Source organism: Hafnia sp., from assembly GCF_036648275.1.
Lineage (GTDB): Bacteria > Pseudomonadota > Gammaproteobacteria > Enterobacterales > Enterobacteriaceae > Hafnia > Hafnia alvei.
In genome coordinates, this window is record NZ_JAVXIQ010000002.1 from 115691 (window position 1) to 135008 (window position 19318).

The window sequence follows — 19318 nt, forward strand, 5'->3', positions numbered from 1 at the left end:
GAATACGCCGATTATAAACAGACTTATTATTACCTATTAAAGGAATGCTTATGAGCTACCGCATGATTGCGCTTGATCTGGACGGCACCCTGCTAACCAGTCGTAAACAGATACTTCCTGAGTCGCTGGCTGCGCTAGATTTGGCACGCAAAGCAGGTTTAGAAGTGATGATCGTTACCGGTCGCCATCATATTGCCATTCATCCCTTCTATCAGGCTCTTAACCTCAACACCCCGGCTATTTGCTGCAATGGCACCTATCTGTATGACTATCAGGCGCGCAGCGTGCTGGCATCAAACCCGTTGACCGCTGAGCAAGCTCATCAAGTGTTAGAACGCCTAAACGATGCTGATATCCACGGCCTGATGTACGTCGATGACGCTATGTTGTATCAACAAACCAGCGGCCATGTTATTCGCTCTCATGCTTGGGCTGAATCTCTGCCTGAAAACCAGCGTCCAACCCTGCTTCAGGTTGAAAGCCTCCAGCAAGCCGCTAACGATGTTAACGCTATCTGGAAGTTCGCTACCTCCGATACCGATATTGCCAAATTGCGCGCTTTTGCCAACGGCATCGAAACTGATCTGGGACTCGCCTGTGAATGGTCTTGGCACGATCAGGTCGACGTTGCGCAAGCGGGCAACAGCAAAGGTAATCGACTCGCTGAATACGTCGCCTCACGCGGCATTGATATGTCTGAAGTGATTGCCTTTGGCGATAACTTTAACGACATCAGCATGCTAGAAAGTGTCGGGCTCGGTGTTGCTATGGGCAACAGCGCCGACGAAGTAAAAGCGCGTGCCAAAGCCGTTATCGGTGGAAATGAAGAGACATCTATTGCCGATTTTCTGAAGCAAAAAGTTCTGTAGTTTCATTCAACCGACTCCGCAAGATATCTATTCGAGCCAACCGTACTCGAGTCAACCGATGTTAAAGGGTGAGGGAGGTGTATTCCCTCACACCTTAGCTACGTTTTAGCTTGCCGCTCTAGATATCATTTCTTAGATATTATTGAACAGTAATCTAATCAGCCGCATCGCTGCGACGATGAACTCTAAAACAACAATTATTGCTGATAATAGACTCATCCGTTTGCTCCCTGCATAAGGAGCATGACGCCTGCATGACTTACCTTTACATTGCCTATCGCCACACTGGGATCACATGTTAGGGCGATCGTGCCATACTCCAAGCCAAGGCACTGGTCAGCACCACCCGTTCCAGCTAGGACTTAAGAAATCTTCTTTCATCCACATTGGCATGCCTCCCTAACAATACTGATTATATATACAGTTATTCACATCTGTATATTTCGCCAAATTTACAACTATATTAAGTTATTCGTGTATTGCGAATGGCGTGAGCCTATCGTTATACTCTTCTCGTTAGGGTGATCGTGTCGTACATTTTTCGCCTTCGGTAACCAACCGTTGGGCGCATAAACAAAAAACTCCGCACTAGGCGGAGTTTTTTGTTTTATTTATTTGCGAATATTAACGACTGATCGACACACTTTTAATTTGCGCATACAGCTTTTGGCCCACGTGAATATTGAGTTCATCACGCGCCCACGGGGTAATTCGCGCCCATAGGATTGCCTCTCCCACCGTTAGCTTCACTTCCACTTGCGCATCGACATCCAAGCACTCTACTACCGTTGCCGCCAAGATATTACGAATGCTTGTTGACGCAGGAGGCTCTAAAACTAGCGATACATCCGCAGCATTAATGCGAATGCGCAGTTGGCTATGCGGTGCTGCATCGAGTTTTCCCACCCAAATATGCTGCTCCCCCAGCGATAACGCCGTCATGGCATAGTGCTCATGATGCTTTAATACGCTGACGTTGAGCACGCTGCTCTGCTCTTCTTTTTGCAGCCAAGGGCGCAAAGCGCTGCTCGCCCAAACCTCTTCAAGCTCGCCAAACGCGCGGACTTGGCCTTGATCAAGCAGCAATACATATTCAGCCAAGCGTAAAATTTCATCCATACTGTGGCTTACATAAAGGATGGGGATATTCACGTCTTGTGCCAAACGCTCTAGGTACGGCAAAAGCTCACGTTTACGGGGAACGTCTAACGATGCCAAAGGCTCGTCCATCAGCAAAACTTCAGGGGCTGTTAACAACGCGCGCCCAATTGCAACGCGTTGTTTTTCACCACCTGACAAGCTAAATGGAAAACGGTCCAGCAGTGCCTCAATACCTAGCAATTTAACGATGTTGTCAAATTGCGGACGCATCAACGCAGCCATGCCGTATTCCAGATTTCCACGCACACGGTAATGAGGAAACAAACGCGCATCTTGAAAAACGTAGCCAATACGACGCTTTTCCGGCGGTAAACAAATACGGCGCGTAGTGTCGACTAATGCCCTACCGTTGAGCACGACAGACCCTTTTTGCGGGCGAGTCAGCCCACCGATCACATTAATAAGCGATGTTTTTCCCGCGCCGGATAATCCAAAAATAGCCGTAATGCCCTTTGAGGGAAGCGTTGCTTTAACGTCGAGATTCAAATCGCCAAGGCGCTGATGTATATCAAGCTCTAGCATGCGCCTTAGCCTCCCAACCGCTTCTGACTCCATCGCGCCAGCCATTCAGACAGCAGCAATGAAACCAAAGATAAAACAATCGCAATAGCACACAGACGAGCGGCATCCGCTTCTGCGCCCGGAGTTTCAATTAGGGTATACATTGCGAGAGGAATAGTTCGGGTTTCGCCAGGAATATTAGATACAAAGGTAATCGTTGCACCAAATTCACCGAGTGAACGAGCAAACGCCAGTACGGTTCCAGCCAGAATACCGGGGAACGAGAGCGGCAGAGTAATGGTGAAAAATACCCGCCATGGATTTGCTCCCAGAGTGCGCGCAGCCAGCTCAAGCTTGGAGTCAACTGCCGCCAACGCGAGACGAATGGCTCGAACCATCAGAGGAAACGCCACCACCGCAGAAGCTAACGCCGCACCATGCCAGCTAAAACTGAAACTAAAACCAAACCAGTCATAAAGCCACGCGCCAATCACACCCTTACGGCCCATGCCGATTAATAGCAAATAACCAATCACAACCGGAGGTAAAACCAGCGGCAGATGAATAATGCTATCAAGCAGAGACTTGCCAGGGAAATTGCAGCGCACCAACACCCACGCAGTAAAAATACCGACGGGTAGACTAAAGATAACGGCCGTTCCTGCAACCTGTAGGCTCAGGACGACCGCTTCCCACTCATATGCACTCAGAAACATTAGCGCGGGGTAAATCCATAACGGGTGAAGATAGCCGCAGCTTCCGGCGTGCGCAGATAGTCATAAAATGCTTTTACCGCTGGCGTTTGTTTATCTTTCACAATGGCCATTGGATATTCAACAGGCTTATGTGAATCCGCTGGGAAGATACCAACAACTTTCACTTTTTTGCTCGCGACAGCATCAGAGCCGTAAACAATACCTAAAGGTGCTTCGTCGCGTTCCACCAAGGCCAGCGCGGCGCGCACATCGTTAGCACGAGCCATGAGTGGAGATAGCTCATCCCACGCACCCAATTTCTGTAATGCTTCTTTCGCATAGATGCCAGCAGGAACGTGATCAGGATCGCCCACCGCCAAACGGCCACCGTTCAACAATGCTTTCCAATCGGTTTTTTTGTCGATATTCACTTTATCGATCTTGCTGTCTTTTGAGGCGACCAACACCAATTCATTACCCAACAGAGTGATGCGGGTATCAGCAACCATCGCTTTTTTATCAATCGCGAAATCCATCCACTGCTGGTCTGCAGAGATGAAGAGGTCTGCTGGAGCGCCTTGGTCGATTTGGCGCGCAAGCGTGGAAGAGGAGGCAAAGGAAGAAACAACTTTTACGTCTTTTCCTTTTTCATACTGTGCAGCAATATCTTGCAGTGCGTTAGTTAAGGACGCCGCTGCAAATACGGTAACTTTTTCTTGTGCGATAGCAACCTGACTTACGCCAACGGCCAGAACCGTACCTACAACCAACTTATTCCATGCTTTCATCAGTGACCCCATTAAAATGATGTGATGCCCATACGTTATGTATTTGATTATATGACGTGAGCAACATCAGTGTCACTGACAATATCGGTGCGATATCGGTAAACATGAAGTGAGTTTGATTTATCGAAAAAGTTTGCGGCGTCTCAAACAAAAACGCCCAGCGATTATCGCTGGGCGTTTCGTAAAAAATATCACGTTTTAGTGATTAGAACGTTTTTCATCAGAATGACCAACGCCGGAGACAATGTTAAACACCTCTCCCAAGCCATAAATCAAGCCAAGAATGGCAGCCATAACCACGGGAACCATGATTGCAGCAAATACCAGACTCTTTAATAATTCCAACATAACAGCCTCACTCAGTGTTGGTTGCAGCAATTCAGCCACACTATCTCATACTGACTCATAATACAGAATCTCGCTGCATATATTAAACAGCTTAGCGCAAATTGTACGCCCTAAACGTGCGGTCTGAAGTTATTCGCATATGCGGTTTGCGTCTTGGGGGCGTTATCAGCGAAAATGAAAGCATAACCTGTGAAGGATGAACCCTAATGCAAGCCGAAATTTTACTGACGCTAAAACTCCAGCAACGCCTGTTTGCCGATCCGCGTCGGATTGAATTACTCAAACAGGTCCGCCACACCGGTTCTATCAGTCAGGGCGCGAAGCTAGCTGGGATCAGCTATAAAAGCGCTTGGGATGCCGTGAATGAGATGAACCAGCTTTCCGAAGAGTCATTGGTCGATCGCGCAACCGGCGGTAAAGGCGGCGGCGGTGCCAAAATCACCCGCTACGGCGAGCGCCTGATTGCCCTTTACGATCTGCTTGGGCAGATCCAACAAAAAGCGTTCGACGTGCTAAACAAGGACGATCTTCCCTTAGATAGCCTGCTGGCCGCGATCGCGCGTTTTTCCTTACAAACCAGCGCCCGTAACCAGTTTTTTGGCACCGTCACCGAACGCGACCACCAGCAGGTACAGCAGCACATCAGCGTACTGCTCGCCGATGGAAAAACCTTGCTGCGCGCCGCTATCACGGAGCAAAGCGCCGAGCGTTTAGCGCTGGCTCCCGGTAAAGAAGTATTGGTATTAATCAAAGCCCCGTGGGTGAAATTAACCACAGACGCGGCGCTCGCTCATGCCGCAGATAACAACTTAACCGGCAAAGTGAGCCACATTCAGTCGGGTGCTGAAAACAGCGAAGTGCTGGTGCAGCTCGACGGCGGCGTTACGCTCTGTTCTACCGTTGATAACCAAACCATGACTCATCTGAAGCTAAGCTTAGGTGAAACGGTAACGGCTCAGTTCAATGCCGATCAGGTGATTTTAGCCACCTTAGCCTAAGCACCGATGCCGATAAAATAGCGCTCCCTCTTTAATCGGAGGGATATCGCACCGTTATCATTCTTTCGTATGAAATCTCCCGCTGCTAGCCTTGACACCCCAAGGCGTACTGCTTATCCCTAATAGCTGAAAACTTTTTAGGGAGCCGTATACCGTATGACCTCATTAAGCTTTAGCCAAGCCCGTTTTCGCCTCGGCGATACGCGAACGCTTTTTTTACCAGAACTCACCCTTCATTCTGGCGAAAGCTGGGCATTTGTCGGTGCAAACGGCAGTGGAAAATCAGCGCTGGCACGGGCGCTCACGCAGGATTTACCACAGCTTAATGGCGAAGCAACATCAGCATTCGTTCACCCTATCCGCCTCTCTTTTGAGCAATTGCAAAAGCTACTTAGCGACGAATGGCAGCGTAATAACACCGACATGCTTAGCGAAGGCGAAGATGATACTGGCCGCACTACCGCCGAAATTATTCAGTCTGAAGTGAAAGACTCAAAACGCTGCCAACAATTAGCTGCTCAGTTTGGTATTGAGCCGTTGCTCAACCGTCGCTTTAAATATCTTTCGACCGGTGAAACGCGCAAAGCTTTGCTGTGCCAAACGCTGATGAGCCAGCCTGATTTGCTGGTGTTAGACGAACCCTTTGATGGATTAGACGTTAACTCGCGGGCGCAATTAGCACAGATGCTACAAACGCTAAACGCTCAGGGGGTGACGACGGTTTTAGTGCTTAACCGGTTTGATGATATCCCTGATTTTATTGAGCATGTTGGGGTGTTGGCAGAATGCGAACTCACCCATGTAGGGAATCGCTTAGATGTCTTATCACAGGCGTTAGTCGCGCAGTTAGCTCACAGTGAAAGCCTTGCGGAGATGCGATTGCCCGAAACCGAAGATCCTCGTCAACAGGATCGGTTACCTCGCGATCAGCCACGTATCATGCTTAAAAATGGCTGCGTTCACTATAACGATCGCCCCATACTCAACCATCTTGATTGGCAGGTCGATCCTCAACAACATTGGCAAATCGTCGGCCCTAACGGCGCAGGTAAATCAACGCTGCTCAGCTTGATCACCGGTGATCACCCGCAGGGATATAGCAACGATCTCACGTTGTTTGGCCGCCGTCGCGGAAGCGGTGAAACCATTTGGGATATCAAAAAACACATCGGCTATGTAAGCAGTAACCTGCATCTGGAATATCGCGTTAGCATCAGCTTGCGTAACGTCATTTTGTCCGGTTTTTTAGATTCAATTGGCATTTATCAGACTACATCCGACAGGCAGGAAAAACTGACCGATCAATGGCTGGAAATGCTGGGCATGCAGGCGCTGAGTCATCACCCTTTCCACGATCTCTCATGGGGACAACAGCGTTTGGCGCTGATCGCTCGTGCATTAGTGAAACATCCCGCATTGTTAATTTTAGATGAACCATTACAAGGGCTTGACCCCATTAATCGCCAACTGGTTAAACGCTGGATTGATATTCTGATGACCGACGGCAATAGCCAGTTGCTATTTGTTTCTCATCATGCAGAAGATGCCCCCGATTGCATAACTCATCGCCTGACATTTGTCCCCGATGGCGATACCTATCGCTACCAAACCGATCGGTTATAACGCCCTGCTCATCTGCTTTGCCTCTTTTTACAGGGCTTTACTTGTCTTAAAGCCCGCTTCTCAGAGCAGTTAACTAATTTCTCTGTGTTATCATTCAAGCTCAAATATAAAACACAAAGGAATATCTATGTGGGGTGCTCTAGCCGCTTCCTTAGCCGTGCTTTCGTTTCAACGACAGCTATCCGCTTTCTTACTTCTTTCTGCTACCGCGCTGGCGTTCAGCCAAGGCATTCTTAATTTTAATGCTTTAGCCTTTATGGCCGTTGTCGTGCTTGCTGGGCTAGCCCGCTATCGCTGGGAACATCAGCAAAAAGGCGGATTCAACAGCGAAATCTTATTAGTGTTAGCCGCAATCGTGCTGTTTCTGCACATGGTGCCCGGCTTCAATAATCCTAAAATTCTCGACAAAGTGATTGCAGGTCCACACAGCGCGCCGTTCTCGATGTACTACAACTTCGATAAAGCGCTGGTTCCTTTTATTCTCTTACTCGCCCTGCCGACCTTATTCCGTGCACCTATTGCAGCGTCACGACCGGCGTGGAATTGGGTTTTGCTTGGCATTAGCGTGCCCGTTTTATTACTGATCGCCGTGGCACTGGGCGGCTTGCGGATTGAACTTCATCACCCCACGTGGCTATGGCAATTTGCACTGGCTAATCTGTTCTTCGTTTCTTTGGCAGAAGAAGCGCTCTTTCGTGGCTATTTACAGCAGCGTCTCAGCGGCTGGTTAGGTCACCTTCCCGCGCTGTTGATTACGGCGGTTATTTTCGGTCTAGCGCATTTTGCCGGTGGTTGGCTGATGGTGATTTTTGCCGGATTAGCAGGCGTGATTTATGGTCTGGCATGGATGTGGAGCGGTCGGTTATGGGTGGCAACGCTGTTCCACTTCGCGCTGAACATCATTCACCTCTTGTTCTTTACCTATCCGATGTATCACGCATAATTATTAAATTAATCTGCCTCACGGGTCTTCGCCAGAAGACCCTATTTTATGACCCAAGTTTTCATATCCTTCGCTGTGTAACCGTTACCACTCATTCTTCATTTATCTGAACTTGCAGACAGCCTTGTCACGCCGCACAATAGACCCTTATCGGAATCTGAGCCGTTTGCATTGTTGTGTAAACGATTCCATTTATTTAGCATAGATCACCTTTTTCACGGTTTTCTCATGCTACCTTTACTGCATTGAATGTTCCAAAGGAGCGAATCATGATTGTTTTAGTTACTGGTGGTAGCGGTTACATTGGCAGCCATACCTGCGTACAGTTAATCGCCGCTGGGCATACGCCGATCATCTTAGACAATCTTTGCAATAGCAAAGCCAGCGTTTTGGAACGCATCAACACCCTAACAGGCACCACGCCAGCCCTTTACCAAGGTGACATTCGCGACCGCTTGTTGCTTGATCATATTTTCGCTGAAAACCAGATTGACTCGGTGATCCACTTTGCGGGGCTAAAAGCCGTGGGTGAATCAGTGCAAAAACCGCTGGAATACTACGATAACAACGTGAGCGGTACGTTAACGCTGCTGGAAGCAATGCGTGAAGCGAATGTCAAAAATATGATTTTCAGCTCTTCCGCAACCGTGTATGGCGATCAGCCCAAAATCCCTTACGTTGAGGATTTCCCTACTGGTAACCCATCAAGCCCTTACGGCCGCAGCAAACTGATGGTTGAGCAAATCCTCGAAGATCTGCACCGTGCCGACCCTGAATGGAGTGTTAGCCTGCTGCGCTATTTCAATCCGGTTGGGGCTCATCCATCTGGATTGATGGGTGAAGACCCGCAGGGCATTCCTAATAACCTGATGCCGTATATCGCTCAGGTTGCCGTTGGTCGTCGTGATTCTCTGGCTATTTTCGGCAATGACTATCCAACCGAAGATGGCACCGGCGTGCGTGATTACATCCACGTCGTCGATTTAGCCGACGGTCATTTGGCCGCACTCAACGTCATGACGAACAAACCCGGCGTACACATTTACAACCTTGGCGCAGGCGTTGGTTATAGCGTGCTGCAAGTGGTTAACGCCTTCAGCAAAGCCTGCGGCAAACCAGTGAACTATCACTTTGCCCCGCGCCGCGCAGGCGATCTTGCCGCGTATTGGGCGGATTCAACCCGAGCCGACAAAGACCTCAACTGGCGTGTCACCCGCACGCTGGACGATATGGCGCAGGACACCTGGCGCTGGCAGTCACAGAATCCGCAGGGCTATCCCGAATAAGTACCTGAATAATATTTAAAGGAGCACCAATAATGACCACATTTAATCCGGTCGATCACCCTCATCGCCGTTATAACCCATTGACAGATCAGTGGGTGTTGGTCTCTCCGCACCGTGCCAAACGCCCGTGGCAGGGTGCACAGGAAACGCCGTCGAATCAAACGCTGCCACAGCATGATCCAGACTGTTTTCTGTGTGCGGGCAATACGCGTGTTACCGGCGATACAAATCCCGATTACACCGGCACCTATGTTTTTACTAACGACTTTGCGGCGCTGATGCCAGATACCCCAGGCGCACCGCAAAACAACGATCCTCTAATGCGCTGTGAGAGCGCGCGTGGTACCAGCCGCGTTATCTGTTTCTCACCCGATCACAGCAAAACGTTGCCTGAACTTTCCCTGCCAGCACTTGAAGAGATCGTGAAAACTTGGCAGACGCAGAGCGCCGATCTTGGGAAGACCTATCCGTGGGTGCAGGTATTTGAAAATAAAGGCGCTGCGATGGGCTGTTCTAACCCCCATCCACACGGACAAATTTGGGCTAATAGCTTCCTCCCGAATGAAGCTGCGCGCGAAGAACGCCTCCAGCAAGCCTATTTCGAACAGAATAAAACGCCGATGCTGCTGGACTATGCCAAGCGCGAAATGGCCGATGGCAGCCGTACCGTGGTGGAAACCGAACATTGGATTGCAGTGGTTCCGTACTGGGCTGCATGGCCTTTTGAAACACTGCTGCTGCCGAAAACGCACATCTTGCGCATTACCGATCTCAATGCAGAACAGCGTCCTGATTTAGCCATTGCATTGAAAAAACTCACCAGCCGCTACGATAACCTGTTCCAGTGCTCTTTCCCTTACTCTATGGGCTGGCACGGTGCACCGTTCCATGAGGTTGACTGTGTACACTGGCAGTTGCACGCACATTTCTATCCACCACTGTTGCGCTCTGCAACCGTGCGTAAATTTATGGTCGGCTACGAAATGCTGGCCGAAACTCAGCGCGATTTAACGCCTGAGCAAGCCGCTGAACGTCTACGCGCAGTAAGTGACGTCCATTACCGTGAAGCCAATGCCAAATAAGGAAACGAAAATGAGTCTGCAACAACTTACTACCGTGACACAGGATATTTTTAATCGTTATTTTGGCTATGCTCCGGCAATGACGGTACAAGCTCCCGGCCGTGTGAACCTGATTGGCGAGCACACGGATTACAACGATGGTTTTGTCTTGCCCTGCGCTATCGATTATCAAACCGTAATTAGCTGCGCTAAGCGTGACGATCGCAAAGTGCGCGTGATTGCCGCCGACTACGATAATCAACAAGATGAATTCTCTCTTGATGCTCCATTTGAATCCCACCCCACCATGATGTGGAGCAATTACGTCCGCGGCGTACTGAAATATCTGCAAATCCGCAATCCTAACTTCGGCGGCGCAGACCTCGTGATCAGCGGCAACGTACCGCAAGGTGCGGGACTAAGTTCATCAGCTTCGCTTGAGGTTGCCGTGGGGCAAGCCTTCCAAGCATTGTACGATCTGCCGTTAGACGGCGTTCAGTTGGCACTAAACGGACAAGAAGCGGAAAACAAATTTGTCGGCTGCAATTGCGGCATCATGGATCAGCTGATCTCCGCACTGGGCGAAGAAAAACACGCGCTGCTGATTGACTGCCGCTCGCTGGCAACTCACTCGGTTCCCATGCCAAAAGACGTCGCAATCGTGATTATCAATTCCAACGTTAAGCGTGGATTGGTGGATAGCGAATACAACACCCGCCGTCAGCAATGCGAAGCCGCAGCGCAGTATTTCAACGTAAAAGCCCTACGTGATGTCACGCTGGCAGAATTCGAAGCTAAACAGGACGGGCTGGAATCGCTGACCGCGCGCCGTGCCCGTCATGTGATCACTGAAAATGACCGAACTGAAGCGGCTGCCAAAGCGCTTGCCGCAGGCGATCTTAAACTAATGGGCACATTGATGGCTGAGTCTCACGCCTCAATGCGCGATGATTTTGAAATTACCGTCAAACCTATTGATACACTGGTTGAAATTGTGAAAGAGGTTATCGGAGAGCGCGGCGGTGTTCGTATGACAGGCGGCGGCTTTGGCGGCTGTATCGTCGCCCTGATGCCGTTGGACTTGGTTGAGGAAGTTCGCGCCACGGTTGAGCGTGAATATCCGGCGCAAACCGGCCTGAAAGAAACCTTCTATGTCTGCTATCCATCACAAGGAGCCAGCGTATGCTAAATTTCGCTGATACCTCCCGAGCACCCGACGGCGAGCCGTTTCAATTCACCACGCTAACCAACGCCGCTGGCAGCATTGCCACATTCATGGACTGGGGCGCAACATGGCTTTCATGTCAGATCGCGCTGAGCGACGGCAGTTTGCGTGAGGTTTTGCTTGGCTGTCAAACGCCCGAGCAATTCACCGAACAGGGTGCATTTTTAGGTGCTACGGTAGGTCGTTATGCCAACCGTATCGCTAAAGCACAATATGTATATCAAGGTGAAACCGTCGTTTTACATCCGAGCCAAGGCGAAAACCAACTTCACGGCGGGCCAGAAGGATTCGACAAACGCCGTTGGAAACGCATTTCACATGATACCCAGCATGTGACCTATCAGTTGGACTCAGCCGATGGCGATCAGGGTTTCCCCGGAAATCTCGTTGCCCAAGCAACCTATCGACTCACGGAAGATAACCGCGTTGAGATTAGCTGGCAGGCAAAGGTGGATAAAACCTGTCCGGTGAATTTAACCAACCATGCCTATTTCAATTTAGACGGCGATGGCTGTACGACCGATGCGTTAGCGCAAAAGCTTCAACTTTTTGCCGATCAATATCTTCCGGTAGAAAGTGACGGGATCCCATGCGGAGATCTTACCGACGTCAGCGGCTCAGGCATGGATTTTCGTAAGGCCAAGACCTTGCAACAGGATCTGCTGAAAGATCGCTACCAGCAGCGCGTAAAAGGTTACGATCACGCCTATCTGCTGCACAGCACCTGTCATCATGCACAACACCCTGCGGCGATCCTCACCGCAGCCGATGCTAAGCTAGAGATGCAGGTTTTCACTGATGCGCCTGCCCTTCAACTCTACAGCGGTAACTTTCTGGCCGGAACACCCGATCGTCGCGGAGCGCAATATGCAGCTTATGCTGGCGTGGCGTTAGAAAGTGAGTTTTTACCTGACAGCCCGAATCATCCTGAATGGCCACAGCCGGATTGCTTTATTAAACCCGGTGAGGTTTATCAAGCAGCTACGACGTATTGGTTTGTGGTGAAGGGATAGACTTGGGTTATTAGATTTTAGATACTTCCGTTTATGGTGCATAAGTGTAAGGTTTCGTCCGCCTATCAATAACCGCTATCACATATAGCTAAATCGAAGGCGACCGATGAGGGGCGCCAGCGCGCGCCCCTTCAATCCTCGCGCTTTTATCCGAGATGCCATCTCCGCGCCGGGTCGGCATGCGCCATCCTTGGCGCCTCCTCCCCTCGTGAAAACATCCTGTTTTCACTGCTCTAAATGCCATAACTTAAACTTAAAAACAGATAGAGTTTTTGTCTTTTGGGGTTGACCTTATCCGGCACATTACCGGACAGCCGAGTGAATCATGCAGGTTAGGATTCGCCGACAGGGACGTCGGCGAAAGAACGGAGGAGCCAGGATGGCGATTGCCGTTCGTTCCGTTAAGACCGGAATGATGAAATGAGGGCACCCGCGTAGCGGGCTGGAAGGGGGTGCTAAGCCGGGTTGTTAGGGGGCGGCGATTGGCCCCCTAACACGGACGTCTGCACGATGCACAGGTAGAGTTCGGGATTTTAGGCGGACGTAATATTACACAGTGCTGCATAACTAACATGCATCATAATATTATTACGCCATCGCCTATGCCCCCTTAAAACCCATTCTTAATCCCTTTCATATCAGGCAGCTTATGCGCTATCCCTTTATGACAGTCGATACAGGTTTTTCCGTCCTGAATGGCTTGGTCGTGCATTTTTCCTGCTACGGTTTTCTGTGCCGTGAAATCCATGTATTCAAAGTTGTGGCAGTTACGACACTCCTGAGAATCATTGCCTTTCATACGCGCCCATTCATTTTCAGCCATCACTAAACGATGTGCCTCAAACTTTTGCGGCGTATCAATCAAGCCAAAAGCCTTCGCGTACAGCTCTTTACTTGCCTTGATTTTACGGACAATTTTAGGCACCCACTCATGTGGAACATGGCAATCAGGGCAGGTTGCACGCACACCGCTGCGGTTGGTGTAGTGAACGGTATCCATATATTCCTGATACACGTTGTCGCGCATTTCATGGCAGCTGATACAGAACTTTTCCGTATTCGCCATTTCCATACCGGTATTGAAACCGCCCCAGAAAATAATCCCGGCGACAAAACCCAGCAGCAGCAGCGTGCCTAAAGCCAAACGGCTTGGACGACGCCACCATTGCCATACACGGCGAATCATGCCCGGTTTTTTCTGCTCGGTCGGCTTGTTGTCTACTTCTTTATTATCCAGCATAGCGGCTCCTGTTACTGCCCAAAGCCCGGTGCGGCCTGGAAGCTATTACCTACAATCGGTGGTGCATCACTTTGCGGTACGTGGCATTGCAGGCAGAAGTAACGACGTGGCGCAACTTCTCCCAACACTTTGCCGTTAGCATCCATAAAGTGAGTTGGGCTAATGCGCGGCGCACCGGTGGTACGGTAATGCTCAACACCGTGGCATTGCAGGCAGCGGTTGGTATTTTTGCTAATCTGATAGCCATCTACGCTATGCGGGATCATCGGCGGCTGATTTACATAGTTCAGCGCCATACGCTCTTGCTGCTTAGGCATTTTAATCTGCCCTTCTGCCGTTCCCGAAACTTCCGGTGATTGGCTCAAATCGACGTCGCTGGCTGCATATACAGCGCCAGCCACAGACAATGACAGCACGACGGCCTGTAACATTGCCCAAAGCGAAGCGTGCTTTTTCAGGACATTGCTCTTCATTCTTTAGCTCCCGAACGATGAAATCGGTTCTTAAATTCGAATACGTGCTCGGCACACACATCCATGCAACGCCCGCAGCTGATGCAATCTTTGCTCAGTACCAGCGGGCTATGATCGTTATTTAATACAGGCTCACGTAACACCTGAGACTCTGGACAAACGTGAAAGCAGTCCATACAGCGCGTGCATTTTTCTCGATGTTCAGCGCTAACACGGATAACCGCTTTAGCACCAATCACGCCATACAGCGCACCCATCGGGCAAATATGGCCACACCAACCATGCTCCGTCACCAATAGGTCAAACAGGAACACCGCAAGAATTAGCCAAAGGCCGCCAAAAGCGCCGAAAATCAGGCTACGTCCAAGCAGCGCCACCGGATTCAACCATTCCCACAGCAAGGTGCCACTGATGGCACTTCCTGCCAGCACCGCCAGCAAAATGCCATAGCGTAGGCTTCGTGGCAGTGAAGCTGATTGGCGGATATTCAGTTTACGCCGCATCCACGCCGCTAGATCAGTGACCGGATTTAACGGACAAACCCAGGCACAGAACGCGCGACTGGCTATCAGAGAATAAACAGCAACAATGACCAATGTTCCAGCCAAGGCAGTGAGCGCAGGCCAATGCCCCGCAAACACACTTTCCAACATCATTAATGGATCGGTCAAAGGAACGGTTTCTAGCAGTAAACTGCCGCTGTAGTTTCCTTTTAAAATCCAAATGCCCCACCACGGTCCTGATAAAAACATCATCAAAACCGCCAGCTGGCTTAAACGGCGTAACAGCAGCCAGCGATGGCTGCGGATAATACCGTGACGTTGGCGTGCTTCAAGACCGGCCTGATTTGCACTGTTCGCCATCATTCACCTCCCTGCGGCATACGTGAAGGTAGCTGGGTACCGGGCGGAACTAATGAGTGTCCAGCCTTCGCTTTCTCTTCCCACCCCAAACGGTAATGCTTCCCAAGCTCTCCGCGTGCAATCGAGAGCGGCAACACTTTGATCGCCGCCTCATCCAGTACGCAGGCCTGTTCGCATTTTCCGCAGCCGGTGCAGGCATCGCTGTGAACCGTCGGCAAGAATTTCGCATGCACACCGGTTCGCTCGTTGCGATGTAGCTCCAGCGTGATGGCTTTATCAATCGATGGGCAAACGCGGTAACACACATCACAGCGTAAGCCTTGCCAATTCAGGCAGTTCTCATGATCGAGCAGCACCGCCAATCCCATCCGCGCATCATCGATGTCGGTCAGTTTGGGATCGAGCGCTGCGCTCGGACAAGCCACCACACAAGGAATGTCTTCACACATTTCACAAGGCGTTTGTCTCGCAACAAAATAAGGGGTGCCTGCCGAAGAAGGCGACAAAAGCGTCGCTAACTTCAGCGTGTCGTAAGGACAAGCCTGAACACACTGCCCGCAGCGAATGCAGGCGCGCTCAAACTCGCCGTCCGGCAAGGCTCCCGGTGGACGCAACGCTAAGCCATCACGCGCCTGTGATTGCTTTTGCTGCAATCCCAGCACCAACGCCAGCCCGGCTAATCCACCCGCACTGCGCACCGCATCGCGTAAAAAGCGACGACGCGCAGGCCCTTTATCTCGTTGTTTCGTCATCAGGTAACGCTCCTTGCCTGATTAGGCAGTCACCTTTTCAACTTTTACCGCACATTTTTTGAAGTCAGTTTCTTTAGACAGCGGATCGGTTGCATCCAGCGTCAGGTTATTCACCAACTGAGCGGCATCGAAGAACGGCATATAAACCAGTCCTTGCGGCACACGGTTACGTCCACGGGTTTCAACGATAGAAACCAGTTCGCCACGGCGAGAAATCACCTTCACTTTATCGCCACGACGCAGGCCGCGTTGTTTAGCATCCAAAGGATGAATAAACAGCACCGCTTCTGGGAACGCACGGTGCAGTTCAGGCACACGGCGCGTCATCGAACCGGTATGCCAATGCTCCAGCACGCGACCGGTAGAAAGCCACAGGTCGAATTCTTTATCTGGCACTTCAGCAGCTGGCTCAAATGGCAGCGCAAAAATCACCGCCTTGCCATCTGGTTTGCCGTAGAAACGCACGCTTTCGCCTGCTTTAACAAACGGGTCAAACCCTTCGCGATAGCGCCACAGGGTTTCTTTTCCGTTCACCACTGGCCAGCGGATACCGCGCGCTTTGTGATATTCATCGAACGGAGCCAGATCGTGACCATGACCACGGCCAAATGAGGCGTACTCTTCAAACAGCCCTTTCTGCACGTAGAACCCAAAATCACGCGATTCGTCGTTCAATTGATCGACAGGGATCTCTTCTAGCTTGAATTTGTTCACGTTGCCGTTGGCATAAAGCACATCGAACAACGTTTTACCCTTCAGCTCTGGCTTACTGTTGATCAGTTCCGCAGGCCAAACCTCTTCAACTTTGAAGCGTTTGGAGAACTCCATCATCTGCCACAGGTCAGACTTCGCCTCACCCGGCGCTTTCACCTGCTGATGCCAGAACTGGGTACGGCGCTCGGCGTTGCCATAAGCCCCTTCTTTTTCCACCCACATTGCGGTTGGCAAAATCAGGTCGGCAGCCAAAGCACTGACGGTTGGGTACGGATCGGAGACCACGATGAAGTTACGTGGATCACGCCAGCCCGGCATACGATCAGCGTTGATGTTTGGCCCAGCCTGCATGTTGTTGTTACACATCACCCAGTAAGCATTGAGCGTACCGTCTTTCAGCGCACGGTCTTGCGCTACGGCGTGCAGACCCACTTTTTCTGGAATGGTGCCCGCTGGCAGTTTCCATGTATTTTCAGCGATCTGGCGGTGTTTCTCGTTGGTCACCACCATGTCTGCCGGCAAGCGGTGGGAGAACGTCCCCACTTCACGCGCAGTACCACAGGCTGACGGCTGACCGGTCAGAGAGAATGGACCACAGCCCGGTTTGGATATTTTGCCAGTCAACAGATGGATGTTGTAGCAAAGGTTGTTCGCCCAAACACCGCGCGTGTGTTGGTTGAAGCCCATCGTCCAGTAGGAAACAACTTTGACTTTAGGATCGGCATACAGCTTAGCCAATGATTCCAGAGAATCCTTTGGCACACCGGTCATTTCAGCCGTTTTCTCCAGCGTGTACTCCGCCACGAATGCTTTATAGTCTTCAAAGCTCATTGGTTCGGAAGCATCGCTACCCGGATTTTTCGCAGCTTTTTCCAGCGGATCGGTTGGGCGTAAGCCGTAACCGATGTCTGTTGCGCCCTTGCGAATATTCACGTGCTGCTTCATGAACTCCTGATCGACCGCATTATTCTGAATAATGTAGTTTGCGATGTAGTTCAGGATCACCAAGTCAGACTGCGGGGTGAAAATAATTGGGTTATCAGCCAGCTCAAAGCTGCGGTGTTCAAAGGTAGAAAGAACCGCCACTTTGACATTTTGGTCGGTCAAACGACGGTTGGTAATGCGCGACCAGAGGATCGGGTGCATTTCCGCCATGTTTGAGCCCCACAGGACGAAAGCATCGGCCTGTTCGATGTCATCGTAGCAGCCCATCGGCTCATCCATACCAAAGGTACGCATAAAGCCAACGACCGCAGATGCCATACAGTGACGCGCATTCGGGTCGATGTTGTTAGAGCGGAAACCTGCCTTGAACAGTTTGGAAGCGGCATAGCCTTCCCAAACGGTCCACTGACCCGATCCAAACATGCCCACCGACGTTGGGCCTTTTTCTTTCAGAGAAGTTTTAAACTTCTCTTCCATCACGTCGAAGGCCTGATCCCAGGTCACCGGCGTGAATTCGCCCTCTTTGTTGTACTGACCATTCTTCATGCGCAATAAAGGCTGCGTTAGACGGTCTTTTCCGTACATGATTTTTGGCAGGAAATAGCCTTTAATGCAGTTAAGGCCACGGTTAACCGGCGCATCTGGATCCCCTTGAGAAGCCACGATGCGACCATTTTGCGTTCCAACCAGCACACCACAACCGGTACCGCAAAAACGGCACGGCGCTTTATCCCACTTAATTTCATCAGCCCCACCGACAACCGCTTTCGCGACGGTCGGAATGGTCAGCCCCGCAGCTGCTGCTGCAGCGGCGACGGCGTTGGCTTTCATGAAGTCTCGACGACTGAGTTTCATGGCGTATCCTCACCTTGCTCATCCTGCTGGTGATAAACCAGCGACACCGCCAGCACACCTGCCACATTGCGCGCTGACTCAATTCTGTCTAGCAATGCGTTTGAATCTTCGCTTTGCATGACAACCACTAACTTGCCTTTTTCTTGTTCTGTCGCTGCCACTTCAGTTTCTGGCATGGCGGCCAGAGCTTCTGCGACGGCGGGTACGGCTTCCGGCTTGGCTTGAACAACCAATCCACATACGTGCCACATCTCATTACTCATACTTCATTCCTTGCTACCGCGTCGCGCGTTTCAGGCTGCGCCGCCGGCGTTATTCGAATAGCGTCAACCGGGCAGCCGCGAACACATTCGCCACAGCCGGTGCATTTATCTAAATCAACCGTCGGTTTTGCAATTCCGCTTAGATGGGGCGCAAAGCGGATGGCATAAGGCTCGCAAGCATCCTGACAGCTGCGGCATTCAATGCCTTTTTGCGTTAGGCAGTTCGTCTGGATTTCTGCCTGAATAGTCCAAGGCTGTGTACGTTCAAGTTCAAAAAGCGGTAATTTACAGGCATCAGCACAACGATGGCAGAACGTGCACTCTGCGCGGTGGAAGTCGATGGCGGGAAATCCGCCATCGCCCGCGATTAACACACCGGTTTCACACTGTTCAATGCAGGAATGGCAACGCGTGCAGCCTGCAATAAAAGCAGGCTCTGGGATTGTCCAAGGCGGACGCTGTGCACTAGCAGGCTTGCGCCAACGAGCACTGAGTAGATTGCGCCGAGAAAGCGTAGTCATGGATACTCCGGTGACATTGCTCATCCATCCTGATGAAAAATACGTACCAATAAAAATGAAAGATATTGCTGGTCAGCGATATTGTTTTAATTTGTTGTTAGTAATAATTCTTATTTAACTAATAACCAGAAATATAGGTTTTTTCTAAGCATAAAGTATGCGGATTAGAGGATGAGTTATA

General features: G+C 50.7%; 19 protein-coding genes. 8 read left to right on the plus strand and 11 right to left on the minus strand.

The window, feature by feature from the left end:
• The first annotated feature begins 50 nt into the window (after positions 1–50).
• Positions 51–869 carry a pyridoxal phosphatase gene (locus tag RSC70_RS03090; protein ID WP_130998422.1) on the plus strand — a complete coding sequence of 273 codons (819 nt, stop codon included), beginning with the start codon at positions 51–53 and terminating at the stop codon, positions 867–869.
• A gap of 624 nt (positions 870–1493) precedes the next feature.
• Here RSC70_RS03090 and modC read toward each other — a convergent pair.
• The 4 genes from modC to RSC70_RS03110 all read right to left on the minus strand — a co-directional run bounded on the left by modC (position 1494) and on the right by RSC70_RS03110 (position 4362).
• Entirely contained in the window at positions 1494–2552 is a 1059-nt protein-coding gene (gene modC, locus RSC70_RS03095) for a molybdenum ABC transporter ATP-binding protein ModC (RefSeq protein ID WP_282807665.1), read from the minus strand.
• Between the two features lie 5 nt (positions 2553–2557).
• Positions 2558–3247, minus strand: coding sequence for a molybdate ABC transporter permease subunit (gene modB / locus RSC70_RS03100; RefSeq protein WP_025797515.1), 690 nt, complete (start codon positions 3245–3247; stop codon positions 2558–2560).
• Positions 3247–4014: a molybdate ABC transporter substrate-binding protein gene (gene modA / locus RSC70_RS03105; protein WP_181875337.1), complete on the minus strand. Its 768-nt coding sequence runs from the start codon at positions 4012–4014 to the stop codon at positions 3247–3249. Before modA ends, modB begins: the two co-directional genes overlap by 1 nt.
• Before the next feature lie 198 nt (positions 4015–4212).
• The gene (locus RSC70_RS03110; RefSeq protein WP_040045565.1) at positions 4213–4362 is read right to left on the minus strand and encodes an AcrZ family multidrug efflux pump-associated protein; all 150 of its coding nucleotides are present in this window, start codon (positions 4360–4362) and stop codon (positions 4213–4215) included.
• Positions 4363–4568: 206 nt separating this feature from the next.
• Here RSC70_RS03110 and modE point away from each other — a divergent pair, with 206 nt between their 5' ends.
• From modE to galM, 7 genes are all read left to right on the plus strand, one after another.
• Positions 4569–5360, plus strand: a complete 792-nt coding sequence (modE, locus tag RSC70_RS03115; protein WP_282813981.1) for a molybdenum-dependent transcriptional regulator — start codon at positions 4569–4571, stop codon at positions 5358–5360.
• 156 nt (positions 5361–5516) lie between these two features.
• Positions 5517–6983, plus strand: a complete 1467-nt coding sequence (gene modF, locus RSC70_RS03120; RefSeq protein ID WP_332541635.1) for a molybdate ABC transporter ATP-binding protein ModF — start codon at positions 5517–5519, stop codon at positions 6981–6983.
• A gap of 127 nt (positions 6984–7110) precedes the next feature.
• The gene (locus RSC70_RS03125; protein WP_332541636.1) at positions 7111–7926 is read left to right on the plus strand and encodes a CPBP family intramembrane glutamic endopeptidase; all 816 of its coding nucleotides are present in this window, start codon (positions 7111–7113) and stop codon (positions 7924–7926) included.
• A gap of 269 nt (positions 7927–8195) precedes the next feature.
• Positions 8196–9212 carry a UDP-glucose 4-epimerase GalE gene (gene galE / locus RSC70_RS03130; RefSeq protein WP_282807667.1) on the plus strand — a complete coding sequence of 339 codons (1017 nt, stop codon included), beginning with the start codon at positions 8196–8198 and terminating at the stop codon, positions 9210–9212.
• Positions 9213–9244: 32 nt separating this feature from the next.
• The gene (gene galT, locus RSC70_RS03135; RefSeq protein ID WP_332541637.1) at positions 9245–10294 is read left to right on the plus strand and encodes a galactose-1-phosphate uridylyltransferase; all 1050 of its coding nucleotides are present in this window, start codon (positions 9245–9247) and stop codon (positions 10292–10294) included.
• A 10-nt stretch (positions 10295–10304) separates the two neighbouring features.
• Positions 10305–11462 (plus strand): galactokinase, encoded by a 1158-nt coding sequence (galK, locus tag RSC70_RS03140; RefSeq protein ID WP_332541638.1) that lies wholly within the window; start codon positions 10305–10307, stop codon positions 11460–11462.
• Positions 11456–12511, plus strand: a complete 1056-nt coding sequence (galM, locus tag RSC70_RS03145; RefSeq protein WP_332541640.1) for a galactose-1-epimerase — start codon at positions 11456–11458, stop codon at positions 12509–12511. The genes galK and galM overlap by 7 nt, the downstream gene beginning before the upstream one ends.
• 610 nt (positions 12512–13121) lie before the next feature.
• Here galM and napC read toward each other — a convergent pair.
• From napC to napF, 7 genes are read right to left on the minus strand one after another with little or no spacing between them, the layout of a single operon-like run.
• On the minus strand, positions 13122–13751 hold the full coding sequence (napC, locus tag RSC70_RS03150; RefSeq protein ID WP_040045484.1) for a cytochrome c-type protein NapC: 630 nt from the start codon (positions 13749–13751) through the stop codon (positions 13122–13124).
• An 11-nt stretch (positions 13752–13762) separates the two neighbouring features.
• Positions 13763–14182 carry a nitrate reductase cytochrome c-type subunit gene (napB, locus tag RSC70_RS03155; RefSeq protein ID WP_230599750.1) on the minus strand — a complete coding sequence of 140 codons (420 nt, stop codon included), beginning with the start codon at positions 14180–14182 and terminating at the stop codon, positions 13763–13765.
• A 38-nt stretch (positions 14183–14220) separates the two neighbouring features.
• On the minus strand, positions 14221–15087 hold the full coding sequence (napH, locus tag RSC70_RS03160) for a quinol dehydrogenase ferredoxin subunit NapH (RefSeq protein ID WP_025797493.1): 867 nt from the start codon (positions 15085–15087) through the stop codon (positions 14221–14223).
• Positions 15087–15839, minus strand: coding sequence for a ferredoxin-type protein NapG (gene napG / locus RSC70_RS03165; protein ID WP_332541642.1), 753 nt, complete (start codon positions 15837–15839; stop codon positions 15087–15089). Before napG ends, napH begins: the two co-directional genes overlap by 1 nt.
• A 21-nt stretch (positions 15840–15860) precedes the next feature.
• On the minus strand, positions 15861–18353 hold the full coding sequence (gene napA / locus RSC70_RS03170; protein ID WP_282807672.1) for a nitrate reductase catalytic subunit NapA: 2493 nt from the start codon (positions 18351–18353) through the stop codon (positions 15861–15863).
• A complete protein-coding gene (gene napD / locus RSC70_RS03175; protein WP_025797488.1) occupies positions 18350–18616 on the minus strand; it encodes a chaperone NapD in 267 nt (88 codons plus the stop codon). Before napD ends, napA begins: the two co-directional genes overlap by 4 nt.
• Positions 18613–19137 (minus strand): ferredoxin-type protein NapF, encoded by a 525-nt coding sequence (napF, locus tag RSC70_RS03180; protein ID WP_332541644.1) that lies wholly within the window; start codon positions 19135–19137, stop codon positions 18613–18615. Before napF ends, napD begins: the two co-directional genes overlap by 4 nt.
• Positions 19138–19318: the final 181 nt, after the last annotated feature.

Bases quoted from the DNA above. Each gene is read 5' to 3' on its own strand.
- napD (WP_025797488.1), bottom strand. From the start codon at position 18,616: ATGAGTAATGAGATGTGGCACGTATGTGGATTGGTTGTTCAAGCCAAG.
- napG (WP_332541642.1), bottom strand. From the start codon at position 15,839: ATGACGAAACAACGAGATAAAGGGCCTGCGCGTCGTCGCTTTTTACGC.
- napA (WP_282807672.1), bottom strand. From the start codon at position 18,353: ATGAAACTCAGTCGTCGAGACTTCATGAAAGCCAACGCCGTCGCCGCT.
- RSC70_RS03110 (WP_040045565.1), bottom strand. From the start codon at position 4,362: ATGTTGGAATTATTAAAGAGTCTGGTATTTGCTGCAATCATGGTTCCC.
- galM (WP_332541640.1), top strand. From the start codon at position 11,456: ATGCTAAATTTCGCTGATACCTCCCGAGCACCCGACGGCGAGCCGTTT.
- modE (WP_282813981.1), top strand. From the start codon at position 4,569: ATGCAAGCCGAAATTTTACTGACGCTAAAACTCCAGCAACGCCTGTTT.
- modF (WP_332541635.1), top strand. From the start codon at position 5,517: ATGACCTCATTAAGCTTTAGCCAAGCCCGTTTTCGCCTCGGCGATACG.
- RSC70_RS03090 (WP_130998422.1), top strand. From the start codon at position 51: ATGAGCTACCGCATGATTGCGCTTGATCTGGACGGCACCCTGCTAACC.
- modB (WP_025797515.1), bottom strand. From the start codon at position 3,247: ATGTTTCTGAGTGCATATGAGTGGGAAGCGGTCGTCCTGAGCCTACAG.
- modC (WP_282807665.1), bottom strand. From the start codon at position 2,552: ATGCTAGAGCTTGATATACATCAGCGCCTTGGCGATTTGAATCTCGAC.
- galK (WP_332541638.1), top strand. From the start codon at position 10,305: ATGAGTCTGCAACAACTTACTACCGTGACACAGGATATTTTTAATCGT.
- galE (WP_282807667.1), top strand. From the start codon at position 8,196: ATGATTGTTTTAGTTACTGGTGGTAGCGGTTACATTGGCAGCCATACC.
- napH (WP_025797493.1), bottom strand. From the start codon at position 15,087: ATGGCGAACAGTGCAAATCAGGCCGGTCTTGAAGCACGCCAACGTCAC.
- napC (WP_040045484.1), bottom strand. From the start codon at position 13,751: ATGCTGGATAATAAAGAAGTAGACAACAAGCCGACCGAGCAGAAAAAA.
- RSC70_RS03125 (WP_332541636.1), top strand. From the start codon at position 7,111: ATGTGGGGTGCTCTAGCCGCTTCCTTAGCCGTGCTTTCGTTTCAACGA.
- napF (WP_332541644.1), bottom strand. From the start codon at position 19,137: ATGACTACGCTTTCTCGGCGCAATCTACTCAGTGCTCGTTGGCGCAAG.
- galT (WP_332541637.1), top strand. From the start codon at position 9,245: ATGACCACATTTAATCCGGTCGATCACCCTCATCGCCGTTATAACCCA.
- modA (WP_181875337.1), bottom strand. From the start codon at position 4,014: ATGAAAGCATGGAATAAGTTGGTTGTAGGTACGGTTCTGGCCGTTGGC.
- napB (WP_230599750.1), bottom strand. From the start codon at position 14,182: ATGTTACAGGCCGTCGTGCTGTCATTGTCTGTGGCTGGCGCTGTATAT.